This is a genomic window from Streptomyces sp. Q2 (genome assembly GCF_056820935.1).
In genome coordinates, this window is the sequence record NZ_JBXEJE010000013.1 from 178426 (window position 1) to 192519 (window position 14094).

At 69.3% G+C, this 14094-nt stretch carries 11 protein-coding genes and 1 tRNA gene; 9 read left to right on the forward strand and 3 right to left on the reverse strand.

The annotated features are described in order from the left end of the window. Positions 1-9 precede the first annotated feature (9 nt). The 7 genes from gnd (at position 10) to ACWBNA_RS16755 (ending at position 8817) form a co-directional block, all read left to right on the forward strand. On the forward strand, positions 10-885 hold the full coding sequence (gene gnd / locus ACWBNA_RS16725; protein ID WP_482705122.1) for a phosphogluconate dehydrogenase (NAD(+)-dependent, decarboxylating): 876 nt from the start codon (positions 10-12) through the stop codon (positions 883-885). A gap of 114 nt (positions 886-999) precedes the next feature. Then, positions 1000-2121, forward strand: coding sequence for a DNA replication/repair protein RecF (gene recF / locus ACWBNA_RS16730; protein WP_482705123.1), 1122 nt, complete (start codon positions 1000-1002; stop codon positions 2119-2121). Then, positions 2118-2654 carry a DciA family protein gene (locus tag ACWBNA_RS16735; RefSeq protein WP_383862263.1) on the forward strand — a complete coding sequence of 179 codons (537 nt, stop codon included), beginning with the start codon at positions 2118-2120 and terminating at the stop codon, positions 2652-2654. Before recF ends, ACWBNA_RS16735 begins: the two co-directional genes overlap by 4 nt. A gap of 410 nt (positions 2655-3064) precedes the next feature. Beyond that, positions 3065-5140: a DNA topoisomerase (ATP-hydrolyzing) subunit B gene (gyrB, locus tag ACWBNA_RS16740; RefSeq protein WP_482705124.1), complete on the forward strand. Its 2076-nt coding sequence runs from the start codon at positions 3065-3067 to the stop codon at positions 5138-5140. Positions 5141-5182: 42 nt separating this feature from the next. Next, complete coding sequence (gene gyrA / locus ACWBNA_RS16745; RefSeq protein WP_482705125.1) at positions 5183-7777, forward strand: DNA gyrase subunit A; 2595 nt, start codon at positions 5183-5185, stop codon at positions 7775-7777. 18 nt (positions 7778-7795) lie between these two features. Further along, on the forward strand, positions 7796-8632 hold the full coding sequence (locus ACWBNA_RS16750; RefSeq protein ID WP_482705126.1) for a DUF3566 domain-containing protein: 837 nt from the start codon (positions 7796-7798) through the stop codon (positions 8630-8632). Positions 8633-8743: 111 nt separating this feature from the next. Further along, a tRNA-Ile gene (locus ACWBNA_RS16755) sits at positions 8744-8817 on the forward strand. 95 nt (positions 8818-8912) lie between these two features. On the opposite strand, the gene ACWBNA_RS16760 is transcribed toward ACWBNA_RS16755, so the two are convergent. Further along, positions 8913-9131 (reverse strand): hypothetical protein, encoded by a 219-nt coding sequence (locus ACWBNA_RS16760; protein WP_482705127.1) that lies wholly within the window; start codon positions 9129-9131, stop codon positions 8913-8915. Positions 9132-9298: 167 nt separating this feature from the next. Then, complete coding sequence (locus tag ACWBNA_RS16765; protein ID WP_482705128.1) at positions 9299-9667, reverse strand: DUF6344 domain-containing protein; 369 nt, start codon at positions 9665-9667, stop codon at positions 9299-9301. 337 nt (positions 9668-10004) lie between these two features. On the opposite strand from ACWBNA_RS16765, the gene ACWBNA_RS16770 reads away from it, so the two are divergent. Both ACWBNA_RS16770 and ACWBNA_RS16775 read left to right on the forward strand, forming a co-directional pair. After that, complete coding sequence (locus ACWBNA_RS16770) at positions 10005-10133, forward strand: DLW-39 family protein (protein ID WP_003999697.1); 129 nt, start codon at positions 10005-10007, stop codon at positions 10131-10133. Positions 10134-10373: 240 nt separating this feature from the next. Then, a complete protein-coding gene (locus tag ACWBNA_RS16775) occupies positions 10374-11666 on the forward strand; it encodes a hypothetical protein (RefSeq protein ID WP_482705129.1) in 1293 nt (430 codons plus the stop codon). Between the two features lie 172 nt (positions 11667-11838). Here the strand turns inward: ACWBNA_RS16775 and ACWBNA_RS16780 are convergent, their stop codons facing one another. Continuing rightward, a complete protein-coding gene (locus tag ACWBNA_RS16780) occupies positions 11839-13959 on the reverse strand; it encodes a serine/threonine-protein kinase (protein WP_482705130.1) in 2121 nt (706 codons plus the stop codon). Positions 13960-14094 lie beyond the last annotated feature (135 nt).

Here is a 14094-nt window from a genome sequence, read left to right on the forward strand (position 1 = left end):
GAACAACTGATGGAGCTCGGTCTCGTCGGCCTCGGCAAGATGGGCGGCAACATGCGCGAGCGGATTCGCCGCGCAGGCCACACCGTCGTCGGATACGACCGCAACCCGGACGTCGCCGATGTCCACAGCCTCTCCGAGCTTGTGGGCAAGCTCAAGGGCCCGCGAGCGGTCTGGGTGATGGTCCCGGCCGGTGCCGCGACCCAGTCGACCGTCGACGAGCTCGCGGAGCTGCTGGAGCCCGGCGACGTCGTCGTGGACGGCGGGAACTCCCGCTGGACGGATGACGAGAAGCACGCGGAGGAGCTGGCCGCCAAGGGCATAGGTTTCGTCGACTGCGGTGTCTCCGGCGGCGTCTGGGGCCTGGAGAACGGCTACGCGCTGATGTACGGCGGCGACGCGGAGAACGTCGCCAAGGTGCGGCCGATCTTCGACGCCCTCAAGCCGGAGGGCGACATGGGCTCGGTGCACGCCGGAAAGGTCGGTGCGGGCCACTTCGCGAAGATGGTCCACAACGGCATCGAGTACGCGATGATGCAGGCCTATGCCGAGGGCTGGGAGCTCCTGGAGAAGGTCGACTCCGTGACCGACGTCCGGGAGGTCTTCCGCTCCTGGCAGGAGGGCACGGTCATCCGCTCCTGGCTCCTCGACCTCGCGGTGAACGCCCTCGACGAGGACGAGCACCTGGACAGGCTGAAGGGTTTTGCACAGGACTCCGGCGAGGGACGCTGGACTGTGGAAGCCGCCATCGACAACGCCGTGCCGCTGCCCGCGATCACGGCCTCCCTCTTCGCGCGGTTCGCGTCGCGCCAGGAGGACTCGCCGCAGATGAAGATGATCGCCGCGCTGCGGAACCAGTTCGGCGGCCACGCGGTCGAGAAGAAGTAATCCACAGGGCTGCACGGCAGTCCACAGCCGCGGTCCACGCACCGCGGTCCGGAAGGTCCACGAACCGCGGTCCAGAAGCTGCGGTCCACGAGCTGGGGGAGGTCGCGCACGACCATGCACGTCACGCATCTGTCGCTGGCCGACTTCCGCTCGTACGCCCGGGTCGAAGTCCCGCTCGACCCGGGCGTCACCGCCTTCGTCGGCCCGAACGGGCAGGGCAAGACGAACCTGGTCGAGGCCGTCGGCTACCTCGCCACCCTCGGCAGCCACCGCGTCTCCTCGGACGCCCCCCTGGTCCGCATGGGCGCCGACCGCGCGGTGATCCGGGCGCAGGTCAAGCAGGGCGAGCGGCAGCAGCTGGTCGAGCTGGAGCTGAACCCCGGCCGGGCGAACCGGGCCCGCATCAACAGGTCTTCGCAGGTCAGGCCGCGTGACGTGCTGGGGATCGTCCGGACTGTGCTGTTCGCGCCGGAGGACCTGGCGCTGGTCAAGGGCGATCCCGGTGAGCGGCGCCGGTTCCTCGACGAGCTGATCACGGCCCGCTCGCCGCGTATGGCCGGCGTTCGTTCCGACTACGAACGCGTCCTCAGGCAGCGCAACACCCTGCTGAAGTCGGCCGCGCTCGCCCGCCGGCACGGCGGCCGTTCCATGGACCTGTCCACCCTCGACGTCTGGGACCAGCATCTCGCGCGGGTGGGTGCCGAGCTGCTCGCCCAGCGCCTCGACCTGATCGCGGCGATCCAGCCGCTCGCCGACAAGGCGTACGAGCAGCTGGCCCCCGGCGGCGGCCCGGTCGCCCTGGAGTACAAGCCCTCCGCGCCGGGTGAGGCGCACACGCGCGAGGACCTCTACGAGCAGCTCATGGCCGCGCTGGCCGAGGCGCGCAAGCAGGAGATCGAGCGAGGGGTGACCCTCGTGGGGCCGCACCGGGACGAACTGCTGCTCAAGCTCGGCCAGTTGCCCGCGAAGGGATACGCCTCGCACGGCGAGTCGTGGTCGTACGCGCTGGCGTTGCGGCTGGCGTCGTACGACCTTCTCAGGGCGGAGGGCAACGAGCCCGTGCTCGTCCTGGACGACGTGTTCGCCGAGTTGGACACCCGTCGCCGCGAACGCCTGGCCGAGTTGGTCGCGCCGGGTGAGCAGGTCCTGGTGACGGCCGCCGTCGACGACGACGTACCGCATGTACTGGCGGGGACGCGGTACACCGTGTCGGACGGAACGGTGGAGCGCGCATGAGCACCGAAGACGGGCCGGCTCCCGGCAAGCAGCCCGAGCCCTCCGGCGTCGACCTCGCGCGCGTGGCGTTGCGCGCGGCGAAAGAGCAGGCACGCGCGCGTGGGGACGCGGTACAGCAGAAGAAGCAGGCGCGTCGCGGCGGTCTGCGCTCCGGCGCTCGCGCCGATGGACGCGACCCCATGGCGCTGGGCGCGGCGATCAACCGGCTGATCACCGAGCGCGGCTGGGAGGCGCCGGCCGCGGTCGGCGGGGTGATGGGCCGCTGGCCGCAGATCGTCGGCGAGGACCTGGCGAAGCACTGTGAACCGGAGAAGTACGACGAGGACGAGCGGGTCCTGATCGTCCGCTGCGACTCCACGGCGTGGGCGACGAACCTGCGCCTGCTCGCCCCGCAGCTGGTCGCGCGGCTGAACGAGGACCTGGGGCAGGGCGCGGTGAAGCTGATCAAGGTGCAGGGCCCCGGTGGTCCGCCGCGCCGCTACGGCCCGCTGCGCGCGCCCGGCAGCACGGGACCGGGCGACACCTACGGGTGACGCACGCGCCCGCGGGTGACCTGCCGTGCCCTCGGCGAGCGGCTGGGGTCCAAGAGTGATTGACCTCACAACCGCAGCTCCCGTGTGATCCCTTCGCGTCGCTGCACGCGGTTGCGAATCCCGACCTGACTCCCAAGTAGCCACGGGTTGACAGCCCGAAGCTCTGAGTGCCTGCGTGAGCCTCTTTGAGCCCCGTTCCGTATATGGGGACCCGGTGGAGACCGGTTGAGGGCGGCACATGCGGACTCAGGTACCGGCAAACCCCCATCACCGTCGGCGCTACCGGTAGACTGGAAGCTAATCCCGCCCCGAACGTGGGGACCGTCCGGGAAAAGCTGAGCAACGCTGAACAAGGCTTACCAACGCAACATGCCGCAGCCGCTCCGGCAACCCGCCGACGAGCCCGGCTCGTGCTGTGCCAGAAAGGGCGCTTCGTGGCCGATTCCGGCAACCCCAACGAGAACATTCTGTCCACCGAGGCCCCGGCCACAGGCGCCGAGGCCTCAGCAGTGGTCACGGCGTACGACGCCAGTGCCATCACCGTCCTCGAGGGCCTGGACGCGGTCCGCAAGCGACCCGGTATGTATATCGGCTCGACCGGCGAGCGCGGACTTCACCACCTCGTGTACGAGGTCGTCGACAACTCGGTCGACGAGGCGCTGGCCGGCCACGCGGACACCATCGACGTGACGATCCTCGCCGACGGCGGCGTCCGTGTCGTCGACAACGGCCGCGGCATCCCGGTGGGCATCGTCGCCTCGGAGGGCAAGCCGGCCCTCGAGGTCGTCCTGACCGTGCTGCACGCGGGCGGCAAGTTCGGCGGCGGCGGCTACGCGGTCTCCGGCGGTCTGCACGGCGTGGGCGTCTCCGTGGTGAACGCCCTGTCGTCGAAGGTCGCCGTCGAGGTCAAGACCGACGGGTACCGTCACACGCAGGACTACAAGATGGGCGTCCCCACGGCGCCGTTGGTCAAGCACGAGGCCACGGACGAGACCGGTACGGCGGTCACCTTCTGGGCCGACAGCGACATCTTCGAGACCACCGAGTACTCCTTCGAGACGCTCTCGCGGCGTTTCCAGGAGATGGCGTTCCTCAACAAGGGCTTGACGATCAAGCTCACCGACGAGCGCGAGTCGGCGAAGGCCACCTCCGGGGCGGACGAGGCGGGCGCCGACGAGACCGCCGAGGTCAAGACCGTCACGTACCACTACGAGGGCGGCATCGTCGACTTCGTGAAGTACCTCAACTCCCGCAAGGGAGAGGCGGTGCACCCGACGGTGATCGACCTCGAGGCCGAGGACAAGGACAAGAGCCTCTCCCTCGAAGTCGCGATGCAGTGGAACAGCGGTTACACCGAGGGTGTCTACTCCTTCGCGAACATCATCCACACGCACGAGGGCGGTACGCACGAAGAGGGCTTCCGCGCGGCGCTCACCAACCTGATCAACAAGTACGCGCGCGACAAGAAGCTGCTGCGCGAGAAGGACGACAACCTCACGGGTGACGACATCCGCGAGGGTCTGACGGCGATCATCTCGGTGAAGCTCAGCGAGCCGCAGTTCGAGGGCCAGACCAAGACCAAGCTGGGCAACACGGAGGCCAAGACCTTCGTCCAGAAGGCGGTCTACGAACACCTGAACGACTGGCTGGACCGCAACCCGAACGAGGCGGCGGACATCGTCCGCAAGGGCATCCAGGCGGCCACCGCGCGCGTGGCGGCCCGCAAGGCCCGCGACCTCACACGGCGCAAGGGCCTCCTCGAAACGGCCTCCCTGCCGGGCAAGCTCTCCGACTGCCAGTCGAACGACCCCATCAAGTGCGAGATCTTCATCGTCGAGGGTGACTCCGCCGGCGGTTCGGCCAAGTCCGGCCGCAACCCGGAGTACCAGGCGATCCTCCCGATCCGCGGCAAGATCCTGAACGTGGAGAAGGCCAGGATCGACAAGATCCTGCAGAACCAGGAGATCCAGGCGCTGATCTCGGCCTTCGGTACCGGAGTCCACGAGGACTTCGACATCGAGAAGCTGCGCTATCACAAGATCATCCTGATGGCGGACGCCGACGTCGACGGTCAGCACATCAACACCCTGCTGCTGACCTTCCTGTTCCGCTTCATGCGGCCGCTGGTCGAGGCCGGGCACGTGTTCCTGTCGCGTCCGCCGCTCTACAAGATCAAGTGGGGCAAGGACGACTTCGAGTACGCGTACTCCGACCGCGAGCGCGACGCCCTGATCGAGCTCGGCCGCCAGAACGGCAAGCGCATCAGGGACGACTCGGTGCAGCGCTTCAAGGGTCTCGGTGAGATGAACGCCGAGGAGCTGCGCATCACCACGATGGACCAGGAACACCGCGTCCTCGGCCAGGTCACCCTCGACGACGCCGCCCAGGCCGACGACCTGTTCTCGGTCCTCATGGGCGAGGACGTGGAGGCGCGCCGCCAGTTCATCCAGCGCAACGCCAAGGACGTCCGCTTCCTCGACATCTGAGTCGGTCTCAGCTGACCGCATCAGGAAGGATCTTCACCAGCAATGGCCGACGAGAACACCCCCCTCACACCCGTAGCGGGCGGCGAGATCGCCCAGCGTGTCGAGCCCGTCGGGCTCGAGACGGAGATGCAGCGCTCGTATCTCGACTACGCGATGTCCGTCATCGTCTCGCGTGCGCTGCCCGACGTCCGGGACGGTCTCAAGCCCGTCCACCGCCGCGTCCTGTACGCCATGTACGACGGCGGCTACCGGCCCGAGAAGGGCTTCTACAAGTGCGCCCGTGTCGTCGGCGACGTCATGGGCAACTACCACCCGCACGGCGACTCCTCGATCTACGACGCGCTGGTTCGCCTGGCGCAGCCGTGGTCGATGCGGATGCCGCTGGTGGACTCCAACGGCAACTTCGGCTCTCCGGGCAACGACCCCGCGGCCGCCATGCGGTACACCGAGTGCAAGCTGGCGCCGCTGTCGATGGAGATGGTCCGTGACATCGACGAGGAGACCGTCGACTTCACGGACAACTACGACGGCCGCTCCCAGGAGCCGACCGTCCTGCCGGCCCGCTTCCCGAACCTGCTGATCAACGGCTCGGCCGGGATCGCGGTCGGCATGGCGACCAACATCCCGCCGCACAACCTGCGGGAGGTCGCGGCCGGCGCCCAGTGGTGCCTGGAGAACCCGGAGGCCACGCACGAGGAGCTGCTCGACGCCCTGATCGAGCGCATCAAGGGTCCCGACTTCCCGACCGGCGCCCTGGTGGTGGGCCGCAAGGGCATCGAGGAGGCCTACCGCACGGGCCGCGGCTCGATCACCATGCGCGCGGTCGTCGAGGTCGAGGAGATCCAGAACCGCCAGTGCCTGGTGATCACGGAGCTGCCCTTCCAGGTCAACCCCGACAACCTCGCGCAGAAGATCGCCGACCTGGTGAAGGACGGCAAGGTCGGCGGCATCGCGGACGTCCGCGACGAGACGTCGTCCCGTACCGGCCAGCGACTGGTCATCGTCCTGAAGAGGGACGCGGTCGCCAAGGTCGTACTGAACAACCTCTACAAGCACACCGAACTGCAGTCGAACTTCAGCGCCAACATGCTGGCGCTGGTCGACGGTGTGCCGCGCACGCTCTCGCTGGACGCGTTCATCCGTCACTGGGTGACGCACCAGATCGAGGTCATCGTCCGGCGGACGAAGTTCCGGCTGCGCAAGGCCGAGGAGCGGGCGCACATCCTGCGCGGTCTGCTGAAGGCTCTGGACGCCATCGACGAGGTCATCGCGCTGATCCGGCGCAGCGACACCGTCGAGATCGCGCGCACGGGCCTGATGGAGCTCCTGGAGATCGATGAGATCCAGGCGAACGCCATCCTGGAGATGCAGCTGCGGCGACTGGCCGCCCTGGAGCGCCAGAAGATCATCCAGGAGCACGACGAACTCCTGGCGAAGATCACCGAGTACAACGCGATCCTCGCCTCCCCGGTCCGCCAGCGCGGCATCGTCAGCGCGGAACTCGCCGCGATCGTCGAGAAGTTCGGCGACGACCGCAAGACCATGCTGGTGCCCTACGACGGCGACATGTCCATGGAGGACCTGATCGCCGAGGAGGACATCGTCGTCACGGTCACGCGCGGCGGCTATGTCAAGCGCACCAAGACCGTCGACTACCGCGCCCAGAAGCGCGGCGGCAAGGGCGTACGCGGCGCGAAGCTCAAGGAAGACGACATCGTCGACCACTTCTTCGTGTCCACCACGCACCACTGGCTGCTGTTCTTCACCAACAAGGGCCGGGTCTACCGGGCGAAGGCGTACGAGCTTCCGGACGCCGGGCGTGACGCGCGTGGACAGCACGTGGCCAATCTGCTGGCCTTCCAGCCGGATGAGGCGATCGCCGAGATCCTCGCGATCCGTACCTACGAGGTGGCGCCGTACCTGGTGCTGGCCACGAAGGGCGGCCTGGTCAAGAAGACGCCTCTGAAGGATTACGATTCGCCGCGTTCCGGTGGTGTCATCGCGATCAACCTCCGCGAGACGGAGGCCGGTTCGGACGACGAACTGATCGGAGCCGAACTCGTTTCGGCCGAGAACGATCTGCTTCTGATCAGCAAGAAGGCCCAGTCGATCAGGTTCACCGCCACGGACGACGCACTGCGTCCCATGGGGCGTGCGACCTCGGGCGTCAAGGGCATGAGCTTCCGCGAGGGCGACGAGCTGCTCTCGATGAATGTTGTTCGACCCGGTACGTTCGTGTTCACTGCTACGGACGGCGGGTACGCGAAGCGGACCAACGTCGACGAGTACCGCGTCCAGGGTCGCGGCGGCCTCGGCATCAAGGCCGCCAAGATCGTGGAGGATCGTGGATCGCTCGTCGGTGCGCTGGTGGTCGAGGAGACCGACGAGATCCTCGCCATCACGCTCTCGGGCGGTGTGATTCGTACGCGAGTCAGCGGAGTCAGGGAGACGGGCCGTGACACCATGGGCGTCCAACTGATCAACCTGGGCAAGCGCGATGCCGTGGTCGGTATCGCACGTAACGCCGAGGCGGGGCGCGAGGCGGAGGAAGTCGACGGCGACGTGGCCGTCGACGAGACCGCCGAGGTTGCCGCGGACATCGGCACGGACGAGGGCGAGGCGCCCTCGGCCGAGTAGCACGAGGAGTGAGTCATCGTGAGCGGAGCCACGGGCGCCGGTTCGGTCGGTAGTAACTCTGCCGGTAAGAAAACGGACAGCGGCGGTCGTGGCTCCGCCACGAATGCGACAGACTCGCACACGACGGGGGCGGGCACGACAGACCCGCACACGACCAATCTGCAGGCGATCAAGTCCCCCGGGACCCCTTCGCCCTCGCCCGACACGCATGGATCCCAGGGGGGAACTGTGACGGACACCCGAGGTCCGCAGGCCCAGCGGCCCGCCACCGGCGCGGGCCAGGCCACGGCCGCTCCGGGCGCCCAGCCTCAGCCGCAGCCGTCGGCCCAGCCGACGCCGCCGCCCGAGGCGACCTCCCCGCTGCCCGGGGAGCGGCAGCCGCAGCAGCCCGCCGGGCCGTACCACCCGCCGCAGGCCTACGCCTCACAGGCCGGCCCGGCAAGTGCCGTACGCCGACCCCGCACCGGCGCGCGCACCGTGCCCCGCACCCGCAAGGCCCGCCTGCGGGTGTCCAAGGCCGACCCGTGGTCCGTGATGAAGGTCAGCTTCCTGCTCTCCATCGCGCTGGGCATCTGCACGATCGTCGCGGCCGCCGTGCTGTGGATGGTCATGGACGCCATGGGTGTCTTCTCGACGGTCGGCGGCACGATCTCGGAGGCCACCGGCTCGAACGAGTCGAACGGCTTCGATCTCCAGTCGTTCCTGTCGCTCCCGAACGTCCTGACGTTCACGACGATCATCGCGGTCATCGACGTCGTCCTGGCGACCGCCCTCGCGACCCTCGGCGCGTTCATCTACAACCTCTCCGCGGGCTTCGTCGGTGGCGTCGAGCTGACGCTGGCGGAGGACGAGTGAGCGTGCCGTCCGACGCCTGCTGACGATCACCGGATACCGATTTTGGGACTGCCCGCGTCGTGCGCTAATCTTCAGGGGTCAGCGCGCGGGACACACACCGCAGAGCGCGGCGGGGCTATAGCTCAGTTGGTTAGAGCGCATCCCTGATAAGGATGAGGCCACAGGTTCAAATCCTGTTAGCCCCACAGTCACGAAGGCCCCCAACCAGTCATGGTTGGGGGCCTTTGGCATGCACCCGGATCTCTGCTGTTCGGGTCAGACGTCAGGGTCAGGTCGGGCATCAGGGCAGCTTCCTCATCGCGCCCAGCCCGACCCGGTACGCGAGGCCTGCGGCGGCCAAGCTGACGAGAGCGGCTGTCACGTGGGCGTACGTCAGGTTCAGGTGCGTCGCCGTTTCCTGCGCCGGCGCGGAGACGAAGAGAAAAGCTGTTGTGGCGGCCAGGGTGGCTCCGGCCTTGTCCTTGGTCAGCCGTGCCTTCGGCCCGGAGTCGCTTGTCACCAGATGGTTGTATCGGGGACCCGACTGGTGCGCAAGATCTGTCAGCGCGCGCGGTCCCATGCGGGGCCAGCAGTCGAGCCCCGACCGCGGGGCGGTCGGGGCTCGGTGTGTTCCTTGGGCGTACGCAAGTCCGCCGTTACGTCAGTGTGCCGGGTTGGAGTGTGCGGTCAGCGTCGGAGAGGGGTTGCCGGGACCGCGTCCGGGCCGGTCTCGGCGTTCGACTCCGCACTCGCGTCCGCTTCCGCGGTGGCGTCCGTGTCCGAGTCCACCGGCGGGCGGTGGCGGCAGCTGGGGGTCTTACCGTGCGCCTCGGCGCGGATGCGCTGTTTCATCGTGGGGGGCAGCGCCCTGCTGCAGGACCAGGACCAGAGGGGCGTCGCCGGCGTCGTCGCGGGTGCGGTGCTGTTGCGGGTCTTCTCGGGCTGCGGTACGGCCGCGGCGGCCGTCGTCGTGATCAGGCCGAGCGTCGTGCACAGTGCCAGGAAGGCGGTGACGATGGCGGTCCACAGCTTCATGACCTTGTTGTTCCGGGCCATGGCCCCTCACTTTCGGGTTGGGCGATTTGCGTACTTTCCTCATCATGTGTATGGCGGCCGCGAAGTGGTGGACCGACGCCCGTGGCGCGGCGATGTTCAGATGAACACCACTCGAATGGGTGCAAGAGGGTAGAAAAAGAGAGATACAGGAGGAGAAGGGGCGAAATAACCCTTCGTGAGGATGTGATCACCCTCTGATCGGAGCGTCCGGGTCCGCTTCTATTGCGGTGTTCCGGACGGGAGTTGAGGGCCCGACGTAGGTCACCGATCGGTCTCGGTCGGTGTGTATAGTCGGGCGCCAGAAGTCCCCTACGTCAAGGAAAGACGAGGTCGCGCGGTGAAGAAGCTTCTCCTGGTCGCACTGGCCGCCATCGGCGGGCTCCTCGTGTACCGCCAGATCCAGGCGGATCGCGCCGAGCAGGATCTGTGGACGGAGGCGACTGACTCCGTGCCCACGGGTTCCTGAGTACCGACAAGCGATTCTGAGCAGACCCCGGCCGCCTCGCGGTCGGGGTTTTGTGTTGCGAGGGTTGCGAGGGTTGCGAGCCGGGTGTTTCGGACGCTCGAGCGCATTGTTCGGATGCCCCGCCGCGCGGCGGGGCAGGATGGGCCACGTCCCGGTCCGGTGTACGACGAGGGGTGGCGCGTGATGGGGCGGCGTACGGCGTGGTGGCGGGCGGCGACGCGGCGCGGTCGTGGAGCCGTCGTGCGATTGGCCGCCGTGAGCGTGATGCTGGGGGTCGCGGCGGCGCTGAGCGGTCCGCCGGCGTGGGCGGCCGGGGCACCGGGCTCTTACGCCTTCGACGAGGACGCCCGGTCGGTCTCGGGCGAGACGAGCAGCGCGGACGCCGAACGCCTGGAACCCGGTACGACGTACCGCAGCTCCCTCCCCGCCACCGGCGAGCAGTACTACCGCCTCGAACTCGACGCCACGTCGAACATGTACGTCTCCGTCACGGCCGTCCCTCCCCCGGGTACGGAGGTTTCCGCAGGCGACGGCGTCAAGGTGACGGTCCAGGACGCCGACAGCCACACCTGCTCCGTCGACACCGCCAGCGTCGGTGCCGGCCGTAGCGCCCACCCCGTCACGGCGCTCGGCGAGCGCGAGGCCTCGCGCGGCGGGTCCGTATGCAAGGAGGCCGGCACGTACTACGTGCTCGTCGAGCGCGTCCAGAGGGCGACGGGTGCCTCCCCGTTCTCTCTGGAGCGGTGGGGTCTGGAGCTCGCTCCCGTGCTGGAGCCGCGACTCGAGCAGGCCGGTGCGACGAGCGCGCCCGAGGTGTGGGACTCCGCCTCGCCCGCGCCCCCCAGCGGTGAACCCGAGCCCCGAAAGGGCGGTGCGGGCTTCGACGCGGCGACGTCCGTGGCACAGGGCGTCTGGAGCGACGACGTCCGACCTGGGCAGACGCTCTTCTACGAGGTGCCCGTGGACTGGGGCCAGCAGCTCTACGCCGCCGTCGAACTGGGCAGCGCGAGCAGCGACGCAGGATTCGTGCCGAGTGCGCTGACGTTGTCCCTCTACAACCCCGTGCGAGGCCACGTCGACGACGACGGGACCGGCTACGACGGCAGCCAGAAGTCGGCGGCGCTCAGACCGCTGCCACCGGTCGCGTACGCCAACCGCTTTGCCGTCTCCGACCATGTCAGCGGCATGCGGTTCGCTGGTTCGTACTACCTCGTCGTGCATCTCGCGGCACAGATGGCCGACGAGTTCGGCGACGGCCCCTTCGACCTGACCCTGCGGGTGCGGGTCGCACACACCGCCCAGGTCGGTCCCGTGTACGCCGGGCCCTCCCAGCCGCGGGACGTCTTCCATGCCACGGTCCAAGGGCGGGAGACAGCGGCCTCGGAGGTCGGGGACACAGCGGCTGCGGCAGGCGGGGACACCGTGATGAAGGTGGTTGCGGTGGGGGGTATCGGTGGCGGGACCGCGGTGCTGATGGTGCTCGGGGTGTGGATGGGACTCGGGCGTAGGCGGGGGCGGGCCCGGGCCTGGTGAGGGCGGGCGGCTGGAGCGGGGGACCGGCGGGGATCGGCTTGGCCTGGCGCAAGGCAGGCGGCGGGGCAGGGCGCTACCGGGTGACCCGGCGGGTCCCGGGAGGGGAGAGGGCCTCGGTGCCGACCAACGAGGGCCGTGACGGCGTGAGGGCTCGGTGCGGGGCCGAGGACGCTCAGATTCGGGTCAGTGCCCAGAAACCCACGGCGTAGCAGGTCAGCGCGAGAAGCAGCAGCGGGATCGCCACCTTGGCGGGCGGCCCGGCGCGGCGTGCGGAGCGAGCTGCCCGATGGCGCGGCTGCGAAATTGCCTGCGCGGGAGGTGGAACCTGCGGGGCTTGAGCGGTGTACGAAGCAGTAGAGGGTTCAGCGCGCTGGTGCAGGGCTGTGGCGGGGGCGTACGGGGTGTGGTGGGGGGCGGTGGCATGGGGTTGCGGGGAGGAGACGACGTGAGTGGGGTCGTGGGGGGAGGCGTGGAGGGACGCCGCCGGCGCCGGGGGAGTTGCCTGTGGTTGAGCGTGTGGGTGTGGTTGCGGGCGTGCCTTCGGGTGTGCCTGCGGCTGTGGTTGGCCTTGAGGCTTGTGCGGAGTGGGTGCTTGGGAGGGCGGAGTGGTGCCGGTGGCCTGCGGGGGCGGCAGGTGGAAGCTGCCGGTGTCCGACATGGTGGCGGGCGGTTGCGTCGGAGCCGACGACTGCGGGTGTACGGCAGGCGGGGCAGGAGCGGGAGCGGGGCGCGACGGCATGGCGCCCCGCGGGGCCGATGTCCAACCGGTGCCCTGACGGAGGTCGGAGGGTACAGACTCCGCGTCCTGGCCGACCGGGGTGGCGCCGCTCGCCTCGGGCGGAGGCACGGCGTCTGCGCCAGGGGCGGGGGCTATCTGACCCGAGTCGACCTGGGCGGCCATGGAGCCCGCGCCTGGGCCGGGCGCGAAGGAATCCGTGCCGGGGCGGGCGGCCATGGGGGCGTTGCTCTGCCGCACGGCCGGAGCAGCGTCGCCCGATCCGGATCCCGAGTGCGCGTCTTCCCGTGGGGAAGCGGGCTGCCCTGGTTGTGGACCGAGAGGGATGTCGCCGGCCTGTGGGTGGGACGGCGAACCTTCAGCGGGACGGAACGGCGTACCCCTCCCCGCAGCGGACGGGACACTGCGGGCATCGCCGACCGCCGACTCTGCGGCCCTCTCCGCCAGTTCAGCCGCTCTCTCCAGCGGCCCGGCAGCTCCCTCACCGGCCCAGGGCTCCTCTATTCGCCCGACAGCCCCTGCCGCCGGCCAGTCCTCCCCGGCTTCCGCCGGCGACTCCCCCCCTGTCGAGGAGGAAGCTCCTCCTCCCGAGCGGGAAGCCCTTCGTCCCGAGCGGGAAGCCCCCTCTGCCGGCCACCCCCGCGAACTCGACCCCGTCTCCACCCCCGGTGCCCGCTGGAGCGGGCCGGTGCGGGCGAAGCCTGGGGGGAGAGGGCCGAGTTGGTCGAAGATCTCGATGATCTCGTCGTCGGGGACTGGTTCGGGAAGGAGTTCCACGGCGGAGGCGAGTGCCTTGCGCGCGCCCGTGGCCGTGCGGAAGCGGGCGTGCGGGTCGGGCTGGAGGAGCGAGGCCACGACCTGCCACAGAGGGTCCGGGATGCCCTGGGGGGCACTCGGTGTGCCGTGTGCGGTGAAGTACTGGATGAGGGCCTTGGCGTCGGGTTTGGCGCCCTCCAGGAGGTACAGCGCGGTCAGCCCCACGGCGAACAGGTCCGCGGGGAAGTCCGGTTCCGCGCCCATCATCTGCTCGGGCGCGAGGTAACCGGGCGTTCCCACCACGAGGTTGGTCTCCGTCAGGCGCGGTTCGCCCAGGCGCATGGCGATGCCGAAGTCGGACAGGCGCAGTCGGGGCCGACCCGTGCCGGTGGCTTCGAGGAGCACGTTGGCGGGCTTGACGTCGCGGTGGACGACGCCTTCCGCATGCACCGCGGCAAGCCCGGCCAGGAGCTGGTCCAGGAGGGTGCAGACGAAGGCGGGCGGCAGCGGACCGTAGTCGTTGACGAGGTGGACCAGCGAACCGCCGGCGACCAGGTCCATGGTGAACAGGACCTGGTCGTCGTCGGCGGCCCAGCTGGCGGGTGCGAGCACATGAGGGTGGTCGATCCGCAGCGCCTGTTCGCGGACGAAGCGCAACAGGGCGTGCGCGTCGCGCTGTTGGAGGACTTTGGCGGCGACGTACCGGCGCCGGCGGTGGTCCCAGGCACGCCAGACGGCGCCCACTCCTCCGCGCCCGATCGGATCGGCCAGTTCGTACCGGCCGGCGAAGACCTCACCCATGACTGTGCGTCGCCCCTCCCCCTTCGATTACCCCCTTGCTTCTCCCTGCTTCCCCCGTGATGAGCGATACGACCCCTCTCGCGTCCTCGTCGGTGTGGGACACACCCCCGCGTGTCCCACCCGGCGAGGGACGCG